The 20,630-nt window shown below is 59.8% G+C and carries 14 protein-coding genes, 1 pseudogene and 2 riboswitches; of the genes and pseudogenes, 6 read left to right on the top strand and 9 right to left on the bottom strand.

The window, feature by feature from the left end; genetic code table 11:
- From RBR25_RS09425 to RBR25_RS09415, 3 genes and pseudogenes are all read left to right on the top strand, one after another.
- Positions 1-224, top strand: a pseudogene (locus RBR25_RS09425) (heterodisulfide reductase subunit F); the annotation flags it as partial.
- Positions 225-825: 601 nt separating this feature from the next.
- On the top strand, positions 826-2,229 hold the full coding sequence (locus RBR25_RS09420; protein ID WP_432819298.1) for an FAD-dependent oxidoreductase: 1,404 nt from the start codon (positions 826-828) through the stop codon (positions 2,227-2,229).
- A gap of 228 nt (positions 2,230-2,457) precedes the next feature.
- Positions 2,458-2,832, top strand: coding sequence for a transposase domain-containing protein (locus tag RBR25_RS09415; protein ID WP_432819297.1), 375 nt, complete (start codon positions 2,458-2,460; stop codon positions 2,830-2,832).
- Positions 2,833-3,282: 450 nt separating this feature from the next.
- On the opposite strand, the gene RBR25_RS09410 is transcribed toward RBR25_RS09415, so the two are convergent.
- Positions 3,283-4,557, bottom strand: coding sequence for an L-lactate MFS transporter (locus tag RBR25_RS09410; RefSeq protein WP_432819296.1), 1,275 nt, complete (start codon positions 4,555-4,557; stop codon positions 3,283-3,285).
- Positions 4,558-5,535: 978 nt separating this feature from the next.
- A riboswitch (cyclic di-GMP riboswitch) is annotated at positions 5,536-5,616 on the top strand.
- 77 nt (positions 5,617-5,693) lie between these two features.
- Here RBR25_RS09410 and RBR25_RS09405 point away from each other — a divergent pair.
- Positions 5,694-7,478: a S8 family serine peptidase gene (locus tag RBR25_RS09405; RefSeq protein ID WP_432819295.1), complete on the top strand. Its 1,785-nt coding sequence runs from the start codon at positions 5,694-5,696 to the stop codon at positions 7,476-7,478.
- 103 nt (positions 7,479-7,581) lie between these two features.
- On the opposite strand, the gene RBR25_RS09400 is transcribed toward RBR25_RS09405, so the two are convergent.
- From RBR25_RS09400 to alr, 8 genes are all read right to left on the bottom strand, one after another.
- Positions 7,582-8,355: a tRNA1(Val) (adenine(37)-N6)-methyltransferase gene (locus RBR25_RS09400; RefSeq protein ID WP_432819301.1), complete on the bottom strand. Its 774-nt coding sequence runs from the start codon at positions 8,353-8,355 to the stop codon at positions 7,582-7,584.
- A 216-nt stretch (positions 8,356-8,571) separates the two neighbouring features.
- On the bottom strand, positions 8,572-9,414 hold the full coding sequence (gene ccsB, locus RBR25_RS09395; protein WP_432817639.1) for a c-type cytochrome biogenesis protein CcsB: 843 nt from the start codon (positions 9,412-9,414) through the stop codon (positions 8,572-8,574).
- Between the two features lie 29 nt (positions 9,415-9,443).
- Positions 9,444-10,805 (bottom strand): cytochrome c biogenesis protein ResB, encoded by a 1,362-nt coding sequence (gene resB / locus RBR25_RS09390; protein WP_432819294.1) that lies wholly within the window; start codon positions 10,803-10,805, stop codon positions 9,444-9,446.
- Positions 10,806-11,052: 247 nt separating this feature from the next.
- Positions 11,053-11,571: a 5-(carboxyamino)imidazole ribonucleotide mutase gene (gene purE, locus RBR25_RS09385; protein ID WP_432819293.1), complete on the bottom strand. Its 519-nt coding sequence runs from the start codon at positions 11,569-11,571 to the stop codon at positions 11,053-11,055.
- Between the two features lie 66 nt (positions 11,572-11,637).
- Positions 11,638-12,909 carry a phosphoribosylamine--glycine ligase gene (gene purD, locus RBR25_RS09380; protein ID WP_432819292.1) on the bottom strand — a complete coding sequence of 424 codons (1,272 nt, stop codon included), beginning with the start codon at positions 12,907-12,909 and terminating at the stop codon, positions 11,638-11,640.
- Between the two features lie 187 nt (positions 12,910-13,096).
- Positions 13,097-14,662: a bifunctional phosphoribosylaminoimidazolecarboxamide formyltransferase/IMP cyclohydrolase gene (purH, locus tag RBR25_RS09375; protein WP_432819291.1), complete on the bottom strand. Its 1,566-nt coding sequence runs from the start codon at positions 14,660-14,662 to the stop codon at positions 13,097-13,099.
- A gap of 135 nt (positions 14,663-14,797) precedes the next feature.
- Positions 14,798-16,030, bottom strand: coding sequence for an ASKHA domain-containing protein (locus tag RBR25_RS09370; RefSeq protein WP_432819290.1), 1,233 nt, complete (start codon positions 16,028-16,030; stop codon positions 14,798-14,800).
- 12 nt (positions 16,031-16,042) lie between these two features.
- Positions 16,043-17,167: an alanine racemase gene (gene alr, locus RBR25_RS09365; RefSeq protein ID WP_432819300.1), complete on the bottom strand. Its 1,125-nt coding sequence runs from the start codon at positions 17,165-17,167 to the stop codon at positions 16,043-16,045.
- 287 nt (positions 17,168-17,454) lie between these two features.
- Positions 17,455-17,558, top strand: a riboswitch (TPP riboswitch).
- A gap of 238 nt (positions 17,559-17,796) precedes the next feature.
- Here alr and thiD point away from each other — a divergent pair.
- Together thiD and thiC are read left to right on the top strand one after the other, a co-directional pair.
- The gene (thiD, locus tag RBR25_RS09360; RefSeq protein ID WP_432819289.1) at positions 17,797-19,212 is read left to right on the top strand and encodes a bifunctional hydroxymethylpyrimidine kinase/phosphomethylpyrimidine kinase; all 1,416 of its coding nucleotides are present in this window, start codon (positions 17,797-17,799) and stop codon (positions 19,210-19,212) included.
- A 70-nt stretch (positions 19,213-19,282) separates the two neighbouring features.
- Positions 19,283-20,581, top strand: coding sequence for a phosphomethylpyrimidine synthase ThiC (gene thiC, locus RBR25_RS09355; protein ID WP_432819288.1), 1,299 nt, complete (start codon positions 19,283-19,285; stop codon positions 20,579-20,581).
- Positions 20,582-20,630 lie beyond the last annotated feature (49 nt).

Below are 20,630 nucleotides of genomic sequence, written 5' to 3'. Positions count from 1 at the left end.
ACACCATCGCCCTGGTTTGCGGCCCGCCGATCATGATCAAGTTCACCCTGCCGGTGCTGGAGCGCCTCGGCTTCGCCGACGACGCCATCTACACCACCCTGGAAAACCGCATGAAATGCGGCCTCGGAAAGTGCGGCCGCTGCAACGTCGGCAACGTCTACGTCTGCAAGGACGGCCCGGTCTTCACCGCCGCCCAGGTCAAGGCCATGCCCCAGGAGTTCTGAGGGGGATCTCCATCCGACAATCGGGTAGGAGTCGGGGTCGCCCCCCACTGTCCTCACACACTACAGTACCTACGGTTCCGTATACGACGGTTTACGTTGAATGCCGGAAATTGCGAAACTGGTTCAGTAACGATATAAGCTCCAGTTCCCTGAAATAAGACACGTTCATGTGCAAGGCTCCTCAGTTCCACTAGGTGCTTAATTTCAAAGTCGCAGCTATGATGCGCTGATTGCCCATCCTACCATTGTGTTTGCTCTCTACATCATGCTGGAATTATCCCGGTTTTCGGGAAAAGACCTGAACGTGCTGGGAACATTGGTCCATATCGTATGTGATGAGGTGCGACAAACCGGTTTTCTGGAATCTATTACCTTGCTGCTGAGTCCCCTGCAGCAGCTGACCAAAAGCTTCGGCGACGAAAACAGAGCGCCGGTCGCATGGACCTTGGGGAGTTTGTGCCCCAGATACCTGTCCTCTTAAGGGGGCCGATACCGTTTCTAACCTGCATATTGTGAAAGATCGTTATAAAATCAGAATTTTGCGCCGTTCTGTTCGGTGCGAAAGACGAGATTGCAATAAACGGCGAAAAGGAGAATGTGTATGGACAAAACGGATGTGTTAATTATCGGCGGTTCCGCTGCGGGTTTGATGGCTGCGAACACCTTGAAAAAGCGTTATCCCGAAAAAAAGGTCACCGTAGTCCGCAATGTGAAAAAAACCCCTGTACCCTGTGGTATCCCTTATATCTACGGAATTCTGAAAGATGTGGCGAAAGACATTATCCCGGATGAGGGTTTTCTCAATGCGGGTATCGAAATTCTAAGCAAGCATGTTGAAAAGGTAGATCGGGCTGGGAAAACGGTTACTTTGAATGACGGCAGCAGTATTGGCTATGAAAAACTGATTTTGGGGACAGGATCTAAACCCTTTGTTCCGCCCATGCCGGGAATAAATCTGAAAAATGTCTTTACCGTTAAAAAAGATCCTGAGTATCTAGACGAGCTTTATGTGGCTTTGCAGAAGGTCAAAAACGTCGTAGTAATCGGCGGCGGCTTTATCGGCGTGGAGATGGCGGAACAGATCGCTAAAATGTCTGGTGCTGTCTGCCAAGATTATTTCTGTACGGCGGAACAAAGCGGAGCCACAATCAACGTCAGCCTGATTGAAATGCTTCCTCATTGCCTGATGTTAGCCTGTGAAGAGGAATTTGGTATTGTCGCTGAGAACGAATTGAAAAAAATGGGCATCAACGTCATGGTTGAAAATCAAGTAAAATCCATTGACGATGACGGTACCGGTAAAGTTTCTAGTGTCACAATGACAAACGGAACGAAGTTGTCTGCGGATCTGGTCATTATCGGCATTGGTGCTGTTCCTAATATTGATCTCGCCGAGTCTGTCGGGTTGTCTGCTAATCCACGTGGTGGCTTTGATGTCGATGAGTATTTGCAAACTCAAGACCCCGATGTTTATGCTGCCGGTGATTGCGCTGCCAAATTTTCGTTTTTTACCGGCAAACCTAGTGGTATCCGCCTGGCATCTGTTGCCTGCACCGAAGGGATGATCGCGGCCAGTAATCTTTACAATGAAAAATCGCGCAAAACAATGGGCGCTCTGGGAGCATTTGCAACCAAGGTTGGTGAGCGCAGTATCGGAGCCGCCGGTTTGACGACCAAGGCCGCTGCTGATGAAAAAATCGAGGTGGTTATTGGCGAGGCGGTAGCACCCAACAGACATCCGGGTGCTCTGCCGGGCTGCATCCCCACGATGAAGGCCAAACTCCTGTTCCGCAAAGACAACGGCGTAATCGTAGGTGGTCATATTTGTGGTAGTGAAGCGGCAGCCGATATGGCGAATGTTATTGCAGTGGCCATTCAGTCGAAGTTGACTGCTGAGGATATGGCAACTATGCAGTATGCCACTCACCCGTTACTAACGTCTTCACCTCTTTCGTATCATGTTATGCTGGCTGCAGAGAATGCAGCCGCTCAATTGGCAAAATAAAAACTGCCGGATTCAAGCTAGATAAAAAGGATGAGGTGAGTGTCAAAGTTCACCTCATCCTTTTTGTCAGTAGGGTCCGGTTAGGGTTTTGCAGCTCGTGTCGCAGATCGACAACTTTCAAGAAAAACAATAAAAATCGACGACTTATCACATTTTCAGCTTAACAAGCGGCCGCGAGGGAGGGCAGCGAATTTTCGTAACTACCTGATATCGAAGGGAATTACGAAAATGTCGCTGCTGTCCCGAATGGCGCTAGGTTACACCCTGGACCTGGCGCCCCATTTCGAGAACTTCCTGAACCACCCCGATGCGCGGCTGGATAACAACGTGGCCGAACGGGCGATTCGCCCTCTGACGATCGGCCGCAAAAACTGGCTCTTCGTCGGTAGCGAGGACGGCGGTCACGCCGCCGCGACGATCCTGTCGCTGATTCAGACCTGCCGGAATCTGGGTATCAACCCTCAGGAGTACCTGGAAGATGTCCTCCGGCGGATCATGAGTCACCCGGCCAAACGGATCGATGAACTGCTGCCGGATCGTTGGCTGGCCTCCCGCCAGAAGATTGCCGCATCGCAAACTGCTTCGCAAGATGGGCTGGGTTGACGGATACTCTGCTGACTTCTGGCGGCCCATCGAAACGCCTCTCGACGCTTCTAGCACAATGGCAGACCGCCAGATCTCCCCGGGTAATGCACGCGACCTTCCTCCCATATACCCGCCACATATACAGCCCCATCCTGCCGGATGACTATTGGGCTTTGAAGATCGTGGCCTTCTCGACCGAATGGAACTGCCTCGTATGTGATTCCTGTTCGTCGGGCCGGGATTTTGCCTGCGGCTTCTTTCAGATTCCACCTCGCGGTGGACACCCTTGCCGTTCGGCTAGCGGTTCCCGTAATCAGGATCCGCAGAGGACTTTCACCTCCAAGTCACCACTCAACCACCACAGTTGAATGGATGGTGCTTACGCACCAGGCGCCCTGCCGGGCGCACCAACGAAAAAGCCCCGGCAACCGCCGGAGCTTTTCGTTTCATGCGTATCGCGGAAGAAGCTTACCTGACCTTCTGAGCCACCAAGTCTTCTTCTTCGATGCCCACCGGTACTTCGGCGCCAACTTTGACCTTCTTGGGCTTGAGCGTCAGGGCCATCATGGCACCGACCAGAAGCATCACGCCGGCGGAGGCGAAAGAGACGGTGACGCCGCCGAACTTGGCATTGAGGGCTGCCGAGAGTTTCACTAGGACGAAGGCGCCAACGCCCCAGGCGGAGAAGAGAATACCGTAGTTCATGCCGTAGTTTTTAGTGCCCCAGTAATCCTTGGCGAAGGACGGGAAGAGGGACAGGTTGGTGCCGTAGTTGAAGCCGATGAAGGTAGCCAGCAGGGTGACGATGAGGCCGCTGGAAGAGTCGCCAGTGACGACCGGGATGGCGGCAAACATCAGAACCGCCTGGAAGAGCATCATGATGGTCAGAGTGGCGGCGCGACCGATTTTGTCGGAGAGAACCCCGGCGATAACGCGACCGGAAGCGTTGCCGATGGCCATGACGGCGACAGCGATGAAAGCGTATTCACCCATACTCTTCTTGGCCAGGCCGGCCATGCTGCCGATAACCATCAGCCCGGCGCCGGCGCCGATGAAGTAGGTCAGCCAGCAGGTATAAAAACGACCTTCCTTGAGCATTTCCATCGGGGTTCTGTCAGCCGCGGAATTCTTCTTGGCGGCGGCGCTACCGGCGGCAGGCGCGCCGGCGGGAATATAACCGGCCGGAGGATTGACCACCATGGTGGCCATGCCGCAGACGATGGTTATAAAGGCGGCGCCGAGGATGAACATTGTTTTATGCAGACCATAGGCGCCGAGCAGATACTGGCAGGTCGGTGCCAGGTAAACCGGGGCGATGCCAAAGCCGGCGACGACGATCCCGGCGATCAGACCGGTTTTAGCCGGAGAAAACCACTTGAGGGCCGGAGGAGTGGCCGCCGAGTAGCCGAAGCCGAAGCCCGCGCCGGCGAAAACGCCGAAGCCGAGAATCCAGCCCCAGTAGCTGGAGGTCTGGGAACAGATGATGAAACCGGCGCCGACCAGCAAACCACCGAGCATGGCGGTGAGACGGGGACCAACCTTATCCTGCATCTTGCCGCCAATAATCATGGCCACGGCAAAAACCAGGCAGGCATAAGCATAGGGATCGCCCGCGCCGTCGAACAGTTTGGCGATGTCACCTTTGAGCATACTGTAGGCATAGAGGATACCTAACGCCAGATTGACGCCGGTGCCGGCGATTACGACGGTCCAACCTCTGTTCTTAACTACTTGGCTACTCATGACATTTTCCTCCTTGGTTTGAATGGGTGTTTCACTATGGTAAAGAGACTGGTATCTCACTTGAAAAGAGAGCGGCCATTTCACTTTAAAAGACGGTACCTCGGGTCGACCGTTCACTGGTTTATCCATCATGATTTCCCCCGCATCCCGGCGTTCTTTCACGGCGTTGCCGGTATGAATTCCGATTCGTTCGTTTTCCAACTCCGAAACATTCCGTGTAACCAACTGCTGATAACGGGTACATGCCCAATAACGGGAACTACAGAAATCGACTATCATCTTTACGTCGTGGGGCGAAATGTAACCGCACCCGACATCGCAACAATCTTCGTTTTTTCTGAAATAGGGACAATGCCCGTTTCCCGCCATGTTCTGAGGCCTCGCTTGCCTGGGGTCCTGAATGCGGCGACCGTCTTTTCTTTGGTTATCCATAAGAGCAACGCCCATACCAATGTTTTATATTTTTTTTAAATTAATTTTTTACCAGTACTTTCGAGATGTTAAACATAATAACAACGGATTAAAATGGTTTCGGCGGGGACGGGTTGTTTTGCACAAATGCAAAAGTGGCTAACCTGAAGCCGAGGTTCCCAATCGGATCAAAACCGTATCGACCCCCGATGGGCCGCGGTTATTAAAGCTTTTTATCAGGGGAAAAAGCTACTTAGCGTTTTTCAAAACAAAGTTTTGCAATCCTGCGAGGAGAAAGTCGGGAGAATTTTGCACGATTGCAAATGCAAATCGACCTTCCTTAGCAACCGAACGTCTATTGGCAGTGTCCCGGCACGAACCGGAAACTTTTTTGGTCAGGCCCGTGGAGTCTTTTCACCGCTCATAGCGTCTTCCAGACGATTGGCGTCGCTCGGCGCCGCAGACAAAAAACTTATTTTTCTTGTCATTTCAGCCATCTTGCGGTATTTCAACAGTCGCTTTCAAGCTCGGCACAGCGTTTGCATTAATTGATGGCCAAACGACCTGTTTTCGAAAAGGCAAACCCCGGGCAACCGGGGGACGCAAAACTACGGGTCCGGAAAGGTTCCGGATAGCCGAGTTGCCAAAACGGGGCGGACCACTTACTCCCGCCTCCTCACTTCGAAAGCACCCCCCAATTAACTTCATTAGTACGGAGGCGTTCCATGACTACCTCAACCCTGAGTCGTCCGCGGCTCTCTGCTCTCGGCTTCCTGCCCTTGATCGGAGCCATCGTTCTCACTCTGACCCTCGTTTTCGCCATCGATGCTCTCGCCGTCCAGCCGAACTCCAAACGGGTCGCGGGTGAACTGCTAGTGCAAATCCATGCGGGAGCTGCCGCTAATGCCGTTGACGGCGAATTCAAACGTCTGGGCGCTACGACGGCCCAGGAAATCCCGGGCATCAAGGTCAAGCGCATCCGCATCAACGAGGCCAATCACGACAAGGTCAAAGCGGCCTTGGCCCGCAATCCTCATGTTGCCTTCGTCGAGGATAACTTCATCGCCCAGGGACTGCTGGTGCCGAGCGACACCACCTACCCCAGCCAATGGCATCTGCCAAAAATCGCCGCTCCCCAAGGCTGGGATCTCTCCACCGGCGCAAGCGGCGTGCCCATCGCCATCATCGATTCGGGCATCGACGCCGATCATCCCGACCTCGCCGCCAAACTGCTCCCCGGCTACAACTTTCTTAACGGCACGACCGTCACCGACGACCTCTTCGGCCACGGTACCGCTGTCGCCGGTTCCGCCGGCGCCATCGGCAACAACGCTCAGGGTGTCGCCGGCGTCGCCTGGGACAATCCCCTGATGCCCATGGTCGTTCTCGATACCAGCAACTACGCCACCTACGCCAACATCGCCTCGGCCATCATCCGCGCCGTGGATCAGGGAGCCAGGGTTCTCAATATCAGCATCGGCGGCAGCAGTTCCTCGATTACTCTGCAAAATGCCGTCAACTACGCCTGGTCCAAGGGGGCAGTGATCGTCTCCTCGGCGGCCAACTACAGCGTGAGCACCCCCTATTATCCCGCCGCCTGCGAAAACGTGCTGGCCATTTCGTCCACGGATAAATACGACGCCCTGTCGAGCTTTTCCAACTACGGCAACTGGATCGACCTGGCCGCGCCCGGTAGCATCATCTACACGACCAATCGCGGCGGCGGCTACGGCGCTTGGAATGGTACATCCTTCTCCTCCCCCATCGTCGCCGGCCTGGCCGGACTGATCTGGTCGACCAACCCGGAGCTGAGCAACGCCGAAGTCGTCGAAATCCTCAAGCAGGGCGCGGACGATCTCGGAACGGCCGGCTTCGATACCTCCTTCGGATTCGGACGCATCAACGTCTACAACAGCCTGCAACTGGCCCAGAGCGTCGTACCGACCCCCGACCAAGAAGCGCCGACCGTCGCCCTGACCTCCCCCGGCGACGGCGACGGCGTGAGCGGAGCCGTTGTGGTAACCGCCAATGCCACCGACAACCTAGCGGTCAATCGGGTTGATCTGCTGATCGACGGCAAAGTCTTCGCTACCGACGAAAGCGCCCCCCACAGCTTCTCGTGGGAAACCGCAAGCCTCGCCGACGGTTGGCGCACCCTCTCCGCCATCGCTTACGACGAAGCCGGCAATGTCGGGACTTCGGCGGAAATCATGGTTTTGGTCAGCAATCCGACCCAGGATGTGGAAGCGCCGACGGTCGAAATCCTCTCCCCTTACGCCGGTGACACCGTCGCCAAAAAAGTCACGGTCAACGCCGCCGCCAACGACAACGTCGCCGTAACCCGCATTGACCTGTCCGTCGACGGCAAACTGACCAAGACCGTTTATGCTTCGACCCTTTCTCATATCCTGAACACCGCTCGTCTGAGCGCCGGGGCGCATACCCTGAGCGTGCAGGCCTTCGACGCCGCCGGCAACATCGGTGAGGATTCGGTCATCGTCTATCGTTAAGAAGTTCTTTCTTTCCCGTATACGCAAAAAGGACCAGGTTGTCAGCCTGGTCCTTTTTGCGTTTTCTGTTGGGCGAAAAGGGTTCCCCTGCCCTGTTATCTTTTCACTCGCCGTACATCGCCAGCACTTCCGCCGAATATCCTTCCCCAACGTAAATGTAGAGGGGTGCCTCCACCGTCAGGCTGGGGCGCCCCTCCTTGCGCCCTTCGACCAGCACCAACCGTGCCCCCTGCCCCGGGCGGGAATAGACACAGCGCAGCCGCTTCGGCTCCAGCCGCATCCGGCGCATCGCCGCCAGCACCTCAGCCAAGCGCTCGGCGAGGTGGATAAGATAGAAGCGCCCTCCCTGCTTGAGCAGAAAATAGGCGGCAACCAGAAAATCCTCCAGGCCACCCGCCAGTTCGTGCCGGGCAGCAGCCCGTTCATCCCTAGGCGCCACCTTGCCGGTACCGATCGGTCGAAAGGGGGGATTGCTCAAGACGACATCGCAGGATTCGGGCGCGAGCACACCTCGTAAATCCCGCAAATCCCGATGAATAATGCTGATCCGCTCGGCTAGACCATTGAGAACTGCGGCGCGCTGCGCCCGATCGGCGGCCTGCGACTGTATCTCCACCCCGACAATCGAACCGGCGGCGGTGCGCCGCGCCAGCAGCAGGGGAATCACCCCCGATCCGGTACCGAGATCGACCACCGCCTCGCCGGCGCCGATCCGAGCGAAGGCACAGAGCAGCACCGGGTCGAGGGAAAAGCGGTAGCCGTCCCGACTCTGGATAATCCGCAAGCCGCCGCAGCGCAGATCATCGAGGGTTTCATCGGGAGCGAGTTGGACTTCATCTATGGTCGTCACCTTATCTGAAACCTGCTGGCCGCTCATCACGTTCAAATTCACCCCGTTCGGTTAAGGGGACACTGAGCAGACCCGACTCGTCATCGGCATAGGGCGGGGCGAAACTGCGAGGGGAGCGTGAAAGACTCCCTGGCGAAGGTTCATTGGAGGGAGTGCTGTCCCGGCGTTGATTTAAGACCGTGAGGCGTGAAGTGAGGCAAGAAAAAGACTTTTACCCCCCTCACGCCTCACTCCTCACCTTCCCTAACTCCCGTAGGAGTGCAGGCCCGCAAGCAGCAGGTTGACGCCGAGATAGCAGAAGATTGTTGCGACGAAGCCGATGACCGACAGCCAGGCCGCCTTGCGCCCGACCCAGCCCCGGGTGAAACGGGCATGCAGGAAAGCCGCGTAGATGAACCAGATGATCAGACTCCAGGTTTCCTTCGGGTCCCAGCTCCAGTAGGTGCCCCAGGCGTAGTTTGCCCAGGCGGCGCCGGTGATGATGCCCAAAGAGAGCATGGGAAAGCCGAACATGATCGCCTTGTAGTTGATGTCGTCCAACACCTTGGCGCTTGGGAAAATCCCCGTCAGCCCCTGCTTGTCCCCTTTGCGCTCTTCGCGCCCAATCACCAGCAGATACATGATCGATGCCCCGCAGGCGACGGCGAAACCGGCGTAACCGAGGAAGCAGGTGATGACGTGGTAGGTCAGCCAGTTGCTCTGCAGGGCCGGCACCAGCGGCTGGATCTGGGCGTTTAAGCCGAGCTGCGCCCAGATCATGAAGATGAAGGCGAAGGGGATGACGAAGGCCCCGACCGCGCGCTGTTTGTACTTGAAATCCATGAGCAGATAGCAGAGAGCGATGCTCCAGGCGAAGAAGACCACTGACTCGTAGAGGTTGGAGAGGGGTGCCTGCTCAAAGCCCAGGGCGTAGGCCTCGCGCCAGCGCAGGCCGATGGCCAGGGTGTTGGCGGCGAAACCGGCCCAGACCGCCCCGGTCGCGGCCAGGGCGACGGCTCGGCTGCGACTGACGAGGTAGATGATGAAGAGCACCATCGCGGCGAAATAGGCGATGGTCGTGATATTGAAAAAGAGGGAACTGGTCATTTTATTCCTCCAACGGCAACCGGCCGGGTTCAGGAAACGAGTTCGGATTTGAGGTTCTTCTTGAATTCGTCAAAAAAGAGTTCAAAGCCCGGCTGGTTGCGATGGGCGCTGCCGCCGATCTTGACGCCGACTTGGTCGCCGACCGCTTCGACCCGCACCCAGATGCGCCGATGGGACATGAAGAATGCAACCATCGAGCCGACAATCATCAGAAAACAGCCGAGCCAGACCACCCAAACCCCGGGATCCTTGGCTACCTGCAAGCCGGTGTAGTAACGCTGCTTGAAATCCCCGAGCACAAAACGGTAGGCGGCATCACGCCGGCTGTCGAACCCTGGAAACTTCTGGAGAACGAGATAGGTAGAACGCTTGCCTTCGGCGTCGACGACTTCCAGTTGCGCGCCGGGGCCGAAGTTCTGATAGGACTGGGAGACGTTGAGCACCCGCAGAGTGCTGCCGCCGGGCAGGCCCACGCGCTGCCCCTGGCGCACGGCGAGATCAATGGTCTCACCCGTCGCTACGGCCGTCGCCTGCAGGCGAATCTGAGCGTCGCCGGTCGGCCCGTAGCTCGACTGGTAGAAGGTGATGCCCTTGTAGGTCAGGGGATCGTTGACGATGACCGGTCGTCTCTCCTCGATCACCTGCCCACCGTCGATGACCGTCAGCAAACTTTTGAATTCCTTGGGCCGATTGGAGCCTTCGTAGAAACTCACGGAAAATTCGTCGCAGCGCACGGTGAAGCCGAGATCGATGGGGGCATTGCTCCCCCGGGGCCAGACCCGGCTTTCGCTCGTCCCCTCGACAATATTGACGAAGGCCTTGTAACCCCAGAGATTGCCGATAATCGCTCCGACAAAGATGATCAGAATCGACAGATGGGTGACATAGACGCCGAAGCGGGCATAACGCATCTTCTGGGCAAAAAAATGCAGGGTACCGTCCTGGTCGGTGAGAACCGGCGCAGCGAAATGCTGCCGCAGGTAGACCGAGACCTTCTCTCCCACCTGCTCGATGCTCTTGCCCTTGACCAGTTGCTCCTCGGTGTTGGCGAAGGTCTGAAAGAGGGCGTCATCTGCGGTCAAACGGGGTTGGGTGACCGCTTTCCAGACCAGGGGAAAACGCTTCAGCGAACAAGCGATGAGATTGAGCGAAAAGATGCCGAGCAGCGCCAAAAACCACCAGGAATGGTACATGTCGAAGAATTGCAGGGAATCAAGCAGGCGATACGTGCTCTCAGTGTACCGCTGGAGATATTCCTCCGGAGAACGATTCTGCTGGATAACCGTGCCGATGATGGAGGTCGCCGCCAGCAGGATGAGGGTGACGATAGTCAACTTGAGGGAACAGAAGAAATCCCAGAGGGCGTCAATCGGATTTTTTTTCGCTGGCAAGATGGTGTACTCCCGAGACAGGAGCCGTCGCCGACCGCGCGCAGGCCCCGGAAAACAAACAAAAGGAGCCGCAGGCAACCCGGCTCCGGCAAACAAAAGTACGGAAGGACTGCTCCACGGCGGTGCGGCGCGGAGTAGTCCACTCCGGAAAAGCTAATATAAGGGTTCTTGAGCTGTCAAGGAAAACTCCCGGCAACAAAGACCGAGAAAAACCCTCGGCAAAAACCGCCGGATTCGCGACTGCCGATTAAAATCCGTCGCGCACCAGACGCTCGGCCAAGGATTTGGCCTTCTTCTCGACGCCAGTGGCCAGTTCCACCTTGTAGTCAGCCAGACGCCCGGCCAGGGCTTCGTCGGCCGTGGCGAGGATCTGCACGGCGAAGAGTCCGGCGTTGCGGGCGCCAGCCTTGCCGATGGCCATGGTCGCCACAGGAATGCCCGCCGGCATCTGCACCATGGAAAGAAGCGCGTCGAGCCCCCCGAGGGAAGTGGCGTCGATGGGCACGGCGATGACCGGCAGGGTCGATTCGGCCGCCACCACTCCCGCCAGGTGGGCGGCGGCGCCGGCGCCGGCGATCAGCACCTTGAGCCCCCGCTCCCTGGCCGAACGTACATACTTGGCGGTGCGCTCGGGGGTGCGGTGGGCACTGGAAACGGTCATTTCGAAGGGAACGCCGAAACTCTTGAGCGCATGGGCGGCCTCGGCCATCACCTCGTAATCATTATCGCTGCCCATCAGAATTCCGACCAACGGCTTGTCACTCATGGCTTACTCCTCGTTCTCATCAAAACGGATGATCATCGCCGGCCCCCAATGCCGGTTGATTTTTCGTTAACGGTTCAGCGCTTTCTGCCCGATATCCTTACGATACTGGACATCTTTCCAGTGAATCGCCCGGACTCCTTCGTAGGCTTTGGCAATGGCCTCGGCCACCGTCCCTCCGAGGCCGGTCACGCCGAGCACCCGGCCGCCGTGGTTGACGATCTTACCGTCCTGAAAAGCGGTTCCGGCATGGAAGACCATCAGGTTCTCGACGGCTTCCGCCGCCTCCAGTCCGGAAATCTCCAGTCCCTTCTTGAAACTGCCGGGATACCCTCCCGAAGCCATGACCACGCAGACCGCCGCTTTCTCGTGCCATTCCAGGGACGCGCCGCCCAGTTCCCCCCGGGCACAGGCCTGCAGCACCGGCACGATGTCCGACTTCATCCGCATGAGTAGCGGCTGGGCCTCGGGATCGCCGAAACGGGCGTTATATTCCACCACCTTCGGCTTGCCGTCGGCAATCATCAACCCGACGTAGAGGATACCGCGATAGGGACAGCCCTCGGCGGCCATGCCAGCAATGGTCGGCTTGACAATGGTCTCGATGACCTCGGCGGCGACGGCCTCGGTCACCACCGGCGCCGGCGAATAGGCGCCCATACCGCCGGTGTTCGGCCCCTCGTCGTTATCGAAGATGCGCTTGTGGTCCTGGGCCGAAGCCAGGGGCAGAATGTTTTTGCCGTCGGTAAAGACGAAGAAGGAAGCCTCCTCGCCAGCCATGAACTCTTCGATGACCACCTGGCTGCCGGCAGCGCCGAAGACCTTGTCGAGGAGGATGTCGTCCACCGCCGCCAGCGCCTGCTCGACGGTCACAGCAACGATCACTCCCTTGCCGGCGGCGAGTCCGTCAGCCTTGACGACGATGGGCGCCCCCTGCGTGCGGATGTAGGCATGGGCCTGATCCCGGTCGCTGAAGGTGCGATAGGCGGCGGTGGGGATGCCGTACTTGGCCATCAGATCCTTGGAAAAACCCTTGCTTCCCTCCAGCCGCGCCGCCGCCCGGCTGGGGCCGAAGATCTCCAGCCCCGCCGCCTGAAAACGGTCGACGATCCCCAGAGTCAGCGGTACTTCCGGCCCGACCACGGTCAGGTCGATTTTCTCGGCACGAGCGAAATCGAGCAGGGCATCAATCTCTTCGGCCTGAATGTGCACACACTCGGCCAGCGCCGCGATGCCGGGATTCCCCGGCGCGCAGTACAGGGTCTTCACCAACGGCGACTGAGCGATTTTCCAGACCAGGGCATGCTCCCGCCCGCCCCCGCCGATGACCAGTATTTTCATAAAAACCTCTCGAAATCGGTGATTTGTAATTGGTGACTGGCATTGTTTCACCAATCGCCAACCCCCGGAAGCATGCAATTTTTCGCAAGATCAAGACGCCCAAGGAAAAAATGCGGAGGCGTAAACCAGTACGCCGCACAAGCGTTTTCCGCCGGGCAACACCGGGATTGCGGAAAAGGGCCGTTTCCTAGTGGCGGAAATGGCGCATCGCGGTAAAGACCATGGCAATGCCGTGCTCCTCGGCGGCGGCAATGACTTCTTCGTCGCGGATCGAGCCGCCCGGCTGGATGACGGCGGTGACGCCGACGGCGGCGGCGTTGTCAAGGCCGTCACGGAAGGGGAAAAAGGCATCGGAGGCCATAGCCGAACCCTTGACGTCGAGTCCCGCGTGTTCGGCCTTGATAGCGGCGATGCGGGCCGAGTTCACCCGGCTCATCTGGCCGGCGCCAACACCGATGGTCATGCCCTCTCTGCCGTAGACGATGGCGTTGGACTTAACGAACTTGGCCACCCGCCAGGTGAAGAGCAGATCCCGCATCTCCGTTTCGGTGGGGGCACGCTTGGTCACGACCTTGAGCTCGTTATAGAGGGACAGGTCGGTGTCCTGGACCAGCAGGCCACCGTTGACCCGTTTGAAATCGAGACGCCGGCCCGGTTCGGCCGGCCAGAAACCACATTCGAGCAGGCGCACGTTCTTCTTGGCGGCGACGATCGCGCTCGCCTCTGTGGAGACGGCCGGGGCGATAATGACCTCGACAAACTGTTTGTCGCAGATCGCCTTGGCGGTAGCGCCGTCGAGTTCACGGTTGAAGGCAATGATGCCGCCGAAGGCCGATTCCGGGTCGGTGGAAAAGGCGCGGTTGTAGGCATCGAGCAGATTTTCACCGAGAGCGACGCCGCAGGGGTTGGCGTGCTTGACGATGACGCAGGCCGGCCCCTCGCTGAACTGCTTGACGCATTCGAGGGCGGCATCGGTATCGCCGATGTTGTTGTAGGAAAGTTCCTTGCCTTGCAACTGGCGGGCGGTGGCGATGGACGCCTCACTGACGCTCTTCTCCACGTAGAACGCCGCATTCTGATGGGGATTCTCGCCGTAGCGCATCCCTTGCGCCTTCTTGTACTGCAGGGTGAGGGTCGGCGGAAACTCGGCGGATTCGGCATCGAGTTTCTTGCCCAACCAGTTGGAGATCATGCCGTCGTAGGCGGCGGTGTGCTGATAGACCTTCACCGCCAACCGGAAATTGGTTTCGCGGGAGACCGCGCCGCCGCCGGCCTTCATCTCGGCGAGAACGGCCGGGTAATCGGCGCAGTCAACGATGACGGTAACGTCACGGTTATTTTTGGCGGCGCTGCGCAGCATGGTCGGGCCGCCGATATCGATATTCTCGATGGCGTCCTCTAAGGTGCAGTCGGCTTTGGCCACCGTCGCCTCGAAGGGATAGAGGTTGACCACCACCATATCGATGTGTTCGATGCCGTACTCCTTCATCTTCGCCACGTGCTCGGGGTTGTCGCGCATGCCGAGCAGGCCGCCGTGGACCTTGGGATGGAGGGTCTTGACCCGGCCGTCGAGCATTTCCGGAAAACCGGTGAACTCGGAGACGTCCTTGACGGTCAGGCCGGCATCACGCAGCAGCTTGGCGGTGCCGCCGGTGGAAAGGATCTCGACGCCGTATGCGGCCAATTCCTTGGCGAAGTCGACGATGCCGGACTTGTCCGACAGACTGATGAGGGCGCGCTTGATGGTAGCCATGGAAATATCCTTTCATGCGAAGAGCGGGGAGCGAAAACGTCGGTCCGTCGATCGGCCAGGAAGAGGAAATTCATCGGCGGACGTTGTATACGGTTACGCCAAAAACACGAAAAAACCGTCATGACGGCGGTTTTTTCAGAAGTCGAGCGCGTGCAGAAAAGCCTTTTCGAAGGCTGGGGTTCCCGAAAGGGGATAGGGCGTCAGGCTTTTGACCAGGGATTCCAGCCGGGTCGCGGCATCGGGTTCGAGCAGATAGCGAACCGTGCCGGAAAGCGCCCCCGCCGGGACGAAACGCACCCTATCTACCATGTTTTCCGGCAACATGGCAACTTTTTTCAATGCCGCAGGCGCCAGAGAAAGCCCGAAAGAACCAGTCAGGATGACCGCTCCGACCTCCCCCGCCGCGACCTTGGCCCGACCGAGAAGGCAGTCGACCCCGGCCCGCACCGCCCCCTTGGCCAACTGAAAGGCGCGAATGTCGTCTTGGGTTAGCCGCAGTTCCCGCGCCGCGTCCCGATAGAGACGCAGGGACGGGCCTTCTCCGTTTGCAACCAGGTAACGGGCCAGGTTCGTTTCCACGGCGTCGGGATCGAGAAACGTGCCGTGCCGGTCCATGAGACCACCGTCGAGGGCGGCAGCCACCGCCGCGACCAGGCCGCTGCCGCAGAGCCCCAAGGGTGGCCGGTCGGCGACGGTCAGAAGGCGCAGGACATCCCCCTCGATCCGCACACCGCGAATCGCCCCCGGCGTCGCCGCCATACCGCAGGCGATGCCGTCCCCCTCGAAGGCTGGCCCGGCGGGGACCGAGGTCACCCACCAGCGCCCCTCGGCAAAAAGGGCCATCTCGCCGTTGGTGCCGACATCGATATAGAGGCTGGTTGTCTCCGGGGGGGGACAAGCGAAAAGAAAGGCGACCAGATCGCCCCCGACATAGCCGCTGACCAGAGGGAAGAGGTAGAGGGGCACCGGCAGGTCGAGCCCCAGCTCGGCGGGGTCGAGCAGCGCGCCTTCGGGATGCCGGGGGCGGTGCGGGGGAAAGAGGATGGCATCGACGGATAGGCGGCGCAGCAGATGACTGATCGCCGGATTGGCGGCGGCGGCCGCGCCGCGCAAGGATTGGCGGGGGCGACCGGAGAGACTGAGCAGCTCGGCCAGCAGCCGGTCGATGCCTGTAACCAGCAGCCCTTGCAGGCGCTCCCCCTCCCCAGCGCGCGCCGCTTCGAGACGGCGAATGACGTCGCTGCCCAGTTCCCGCTGGGGATTGAGCAGGCGGGATTCGGCCAGGGTCCGGCCGGAAGCGTCGACCAGCCGCCCGGCGAGGGTGGTCGTCCCCAGATCAAGGGCAAGATAGCTGTCGGATGGGTTCATCACACCCCGGCCCTATTCGTCGAGATAGACGCGCGGCACCCGCTTGCTCACCTGACAGAAGACTTCATAGGCGATGCTGCCGATACGCTCGGCCCATTCCTCGGCGGTGATCCGGTTGCCGTTGTCCCGGCCGAGAAGGGTCACTTCGTCGCCGACGGCCACATCGGGGATGTCGGTGACGTCGACCAGTGTCCAGTCCATGCACACGGTCCCCGCCACCTTCGCCCGTTTCCCGCGAATCAGCACCTCGCCGCGATTGGAGAGCCGCCGGTTGTAGCCGTCGGCGTAACCGACGGGGATGGCGGCAAGTAGGGTTTCCCGTTCCGCGACAAAACGATGGGCATAGGAGACCCCGGTCCCCGCCGGCACCCACTTGAGCTGGGCGACGCTGGTGCGAAAACTCATCACCGGACGCAGGTCGAGCCGCCCGGCGAAGGCGTTGCTGGGCAGGGCGCCGTAGAGGACGATGCCCGGCCGCGCCAGGTTGCATTCGGGCAGATCCTTGGTGAAGATGGCGGCGCTGTTGCCGATATGGACGAACTCCGGCGCGAACCCCGAGCCCCGCACCTGGGCAAGAGAGTCGCGGAAGAGGGCGATCTGGTGGTCGGTGAAGGGGCGCTCGGGCTCGTCGGCCATGGCCAGATGGGAAATCACCCCCGCCAGATGCAGATGTTTCAGTTCCGCCAGGCACGGCAAGACCCCGGCCAGTTCTTCGGGACGAAAACCAACCCGGCCCATGCCGGTATCGATCTTCAGATGGTAGGAACAAACCTCGCCCCGTTCGCCGGCGGCGCGATCCATGCGCCGGGCGGCGTCGAGATCAAAGAGGGTCGGGGTCAGGCGGTAGCGAAAAAACTCCTCTTCCTGGCCAGGATAGACGCCGCCCAGAACCAGGATCGGCCGCGCCACCCCGGCGGCGCGCAAATCCATCCCCTCTTCGGCGATCGCCACCCCGAAGAGATCGACCCCGGCCCGCTCCAGGGTCGGCATCAACCGGGCTGCGCCATGGCCGTAGGCATCGGCCTTGACCACCGCGAGGATCCGCGTTTCGGAAGTGAGGTGTTGACGGACCTGCTGGAGATTATGCCGCAGGGCGGCAAGATCGATTTCGACGTGGGTGGGGCGATGGCCATGCATGACGGAAACCTCGGGGAGGGATGAAAGTGTGATTTTTAGCACGCGGCCGAGATCGGTGTAAAGGGCAAACTCCCCGCCCGAAAACAGCCGACTGCTTTTGCGGTTGACAGGCCGGGGGGTAATCCGATAGGCTCAACTTCCCGTCGCCGGCGGAATTGAATGGGTGGATGTTTTCTCGGCAAGAGTCGAGAAGTAAATCGCCGGCGCCATCGAGAAGATCAAATGCATCGGCGTCGCCTCAGGCGATGTCCGTGGGCAAACGGCCTAAGCCGCATATCGACAATACAAAATACCGCTAGGGGAGTTCTATACTGAGAGTTTCGCTCCCGCGAAACGACCCTTGGAACCTGATCCGGGTGATGCCGGCGTAGGGAAGCGGCGATCAGAACCGACGACGTTCAAATCGCCGCGCCCCATTGTCGGGCCCGGCGATTTTTCTTTGCCCCAACCATAAAGTTTTCACAACAAGCATTTAAAGTGGGATGGCTAGATAAAAGCGCCACCTGCAAAGCGCGCAACCGGCGAGTAATGAGGCGTACTGACGTACGTCGAAGCAGCGGGCCGGTTGCAGTAACACAGTCAGTTGGTGAGTTTTGGCGACGCCATCAACCGAGAAGGAAAAAACGGCCATGAAGACCATCGAAGGGCTCTATCTGCTCACCGACCATAACCGGGACGGCCGGCTCAAGGCCCGGGTCAAGGCGGCCCTCAAGGGGGGCGCGCGCATCGTTCAGTATCGGGACAAAACCCGCCCGGCCATGGAACAGGTGGCGGACGCCGCCGAATTGCGGGAGCTGTGCCGTAAGCACGGTGCCCTCTTTCTGGTCAACGACGATGCCGAACTGGCGAAGGCCTGCGACGCCGATGGCGTTCATCTTGGCCAGGAAGACGGTACCATCGCCGAGGCCCGCAAGCTCCTCGGTCACGGCCGCGTCATCGGCATCTCCACCCGTACCGCCGAAGAGGCGATCAAGGCGGAAATGCAGGGGGCCGATTACGTCGCCATCGGCAGCATCTTCCCCACCGGCAGCAAAAACGACGCCGTGGTCGTCGGTCTCGAAACTCTGACCAAGGTCCGCCGGGCGGTGAGCATCCCGGTGGTCGCTATCGGCGGAATCGACGTCAACGGCGCCGACGTCGTTCTGAACGCCGGAGCCAACGCGGTGGCGGTCATCTCGGCGGTCATGGAGGATGACTCTCCGGAAATCGCCGCCCGCGAAATCTCCATGCTCTTCAACCGCCGCAAGCCCTATCCGCGCGGGCGGGTGCTGACCGTGGCCGGTTCCGACTCCGGCGGCGGTGCCGGCATCCAGGCCGACATCAAGACCATCACCTTGCTCGGCGGCTATGCCGGTAGCGCCATCACCGCCCTGACCGCGCAAAACACCCAGGGGGTCAGCGGCATTCATCCGGTTCCGGCCGAGTTCGTCGGCGAACAGATCCGCGCGGTCCTCACCGATATCGGTGCCGACACCCTCAAGACCGGCATGCTCCACAGCGCGGAGGTCGTGGCCCTGGTAGCCCAGGCGATCCGCCGCCACTCGCTCCCGGCGGTGGTCGATCCGGTGATGATCGCCAAGGGGGGCGCCGCGCTGCTGCAAGCGGAGGCGGTGGAAATCCTCAAGATCGAACTACTCCCCGAAACCTACCTGCTGACCCCCAACCTGTTGGAAGCCGCAGCCCTCACCGACATGCCGGTGGAGAACGAAGGGGACATGGAACGCGCGGCGCGCAAACTGCGGGAGATGGGGGCGCGCAACGTCCTGATCAAGGGCGGGCACCTGCCCGGCGACGCCGTCGATCTGCTCCTGACTGCCAAGGGGCTGCATCGCCTGCCCGCCGAGCGCATCGACACCCGCAACACCCACGGCACCGGCTGCACCTTATCCGCCGCCATCGCCGCTCTGCTCGCCGGCGGTCTGCCCTTGAAAACCGCCGTCGAACAGGCCAAGCGCTTCGTCAGCGAAGCCATTGCCACAGCGCCGAATCTCGGTTCCGGGCACGGCCCGCTCAACCACTGGCAGGGGGCGAAGGCCATCAGCTGAGGAACCCTGGACGCCCTCACCATCCAAGGATTTCATTACGGATTCATCCCATCCAAAAATCGAGGAAACCATGACCCAACTCGAATTCGCCCGCAAGGGCATCATTACCGACAAAATGAAAGAGGCGGCGGCCCGCGAAGGAATCGACCCCGAACTGCTGCGTGAGCGCATCGCCGAAGGCACCGCCATCATCTGCCACAACAACCTCCACAAAAACGGCATCCCCTTAGCCGTCGGCAAAGGCCTGCGCACCAAGGTCAACGCCAACATCGGCACCAGCAAGGACGACAAGAGCATCGACAAGGAGTTGGAAAAGGCCCGGGTGGCCGTGGCCGCCGGCGCCGACGCCATCATGGACCTCTCCACCGGCGGGCCCATTGACGAGATCCGCGCCGCCATTATCCGCGAAACCCAAGCCTGCATCGGCTCGGTCCCCCTCTATCAGGCCGCCGTCGACACCGTCACCCGCAAAGGCAAGGCGATGGTCAAGATGACCGTCGACGAGATCTTCGCCGGCATCAAGAAGCATCTGGATGACGGCGTCGACTTCATCACCGTCCACTGCGGCGTGAACCGCGCCGCCGTCGAGCAGATGGACCGCGAAGGGCGGATCATGGAAGTCGTCTCCCGCGGGGGCTCCTTCACCATCGAGTGGATGACCTACAATAACGCCGAAAATCCCCTGTACGAGTACTACGACCGCCTGCTCGAACTGGTCAAACCTTATGACGCCACCCTCTCCCTGGGGGACGGCTTCCGCCCCGGCTGCCTGGTCGACGCCACCGACCGGGCGCAAATCCAGGAACTGATTACCCTCGGCGCCCTGACCCAGCGCGCCTGGGACGCCGGCATCCAGGTGATGATCGAAGGCCCCGGCCATGTGCCGCTGAACCAGATCGAGGCCAACATGCTGCTGCAGAAACAGCTCTGCCACGGCGCCCCCTTCTACGTTCTCGGCCCCTTGGTCACCGACATCGCCCCCGGTTACGACCACATCACCTCCGCCATCGGCGGCGCCCTGGCGGCAGCCGCCGGCGCCGACTTCCTCTGCTATGTCACGGCCAGCGAACATCTCGCCCTGCCGAGCGCGGCCGACGTCCACGAAGGAGTCATTGCCAGCCGCATTGCCGCCCATGCCGGGGATATCGTCAAAGGCGTCAAGGGCGCCATCGACAAAGACATCGCCATGGCTAAATACCGCAAGGCCCTCGACTGGGAAGGGCAGTTCGCCCAGTCCCTTGATCCGGAAAAGGCCCGGCGCATCCGCGCCAAGTCAGGGGTCGACGAAGGACACGGTGCCTGCACCATGTGCGGCGAGTTCTGTGCCTACAAGGTCATGAACCAGCGCAAGGAACAACTCGCCGGCTGAATCCCTCGGAAATCCTGAAAAAACAACGCCCCCAGATCACAAGACCTGG

Source organism: Trichloromonas sp. (assembly GCF_034006665.1).
In the GTDB taxonomy this organism is placed as follows: Bacteria; Desulfobacterota; Desulfuromonadia; order Desulfuromonadales; family Trichloromonadaceae; genus Trichloromonas.
This window is presented reverse-complemented; position numbering and strand designations above follow the sequence as displayed.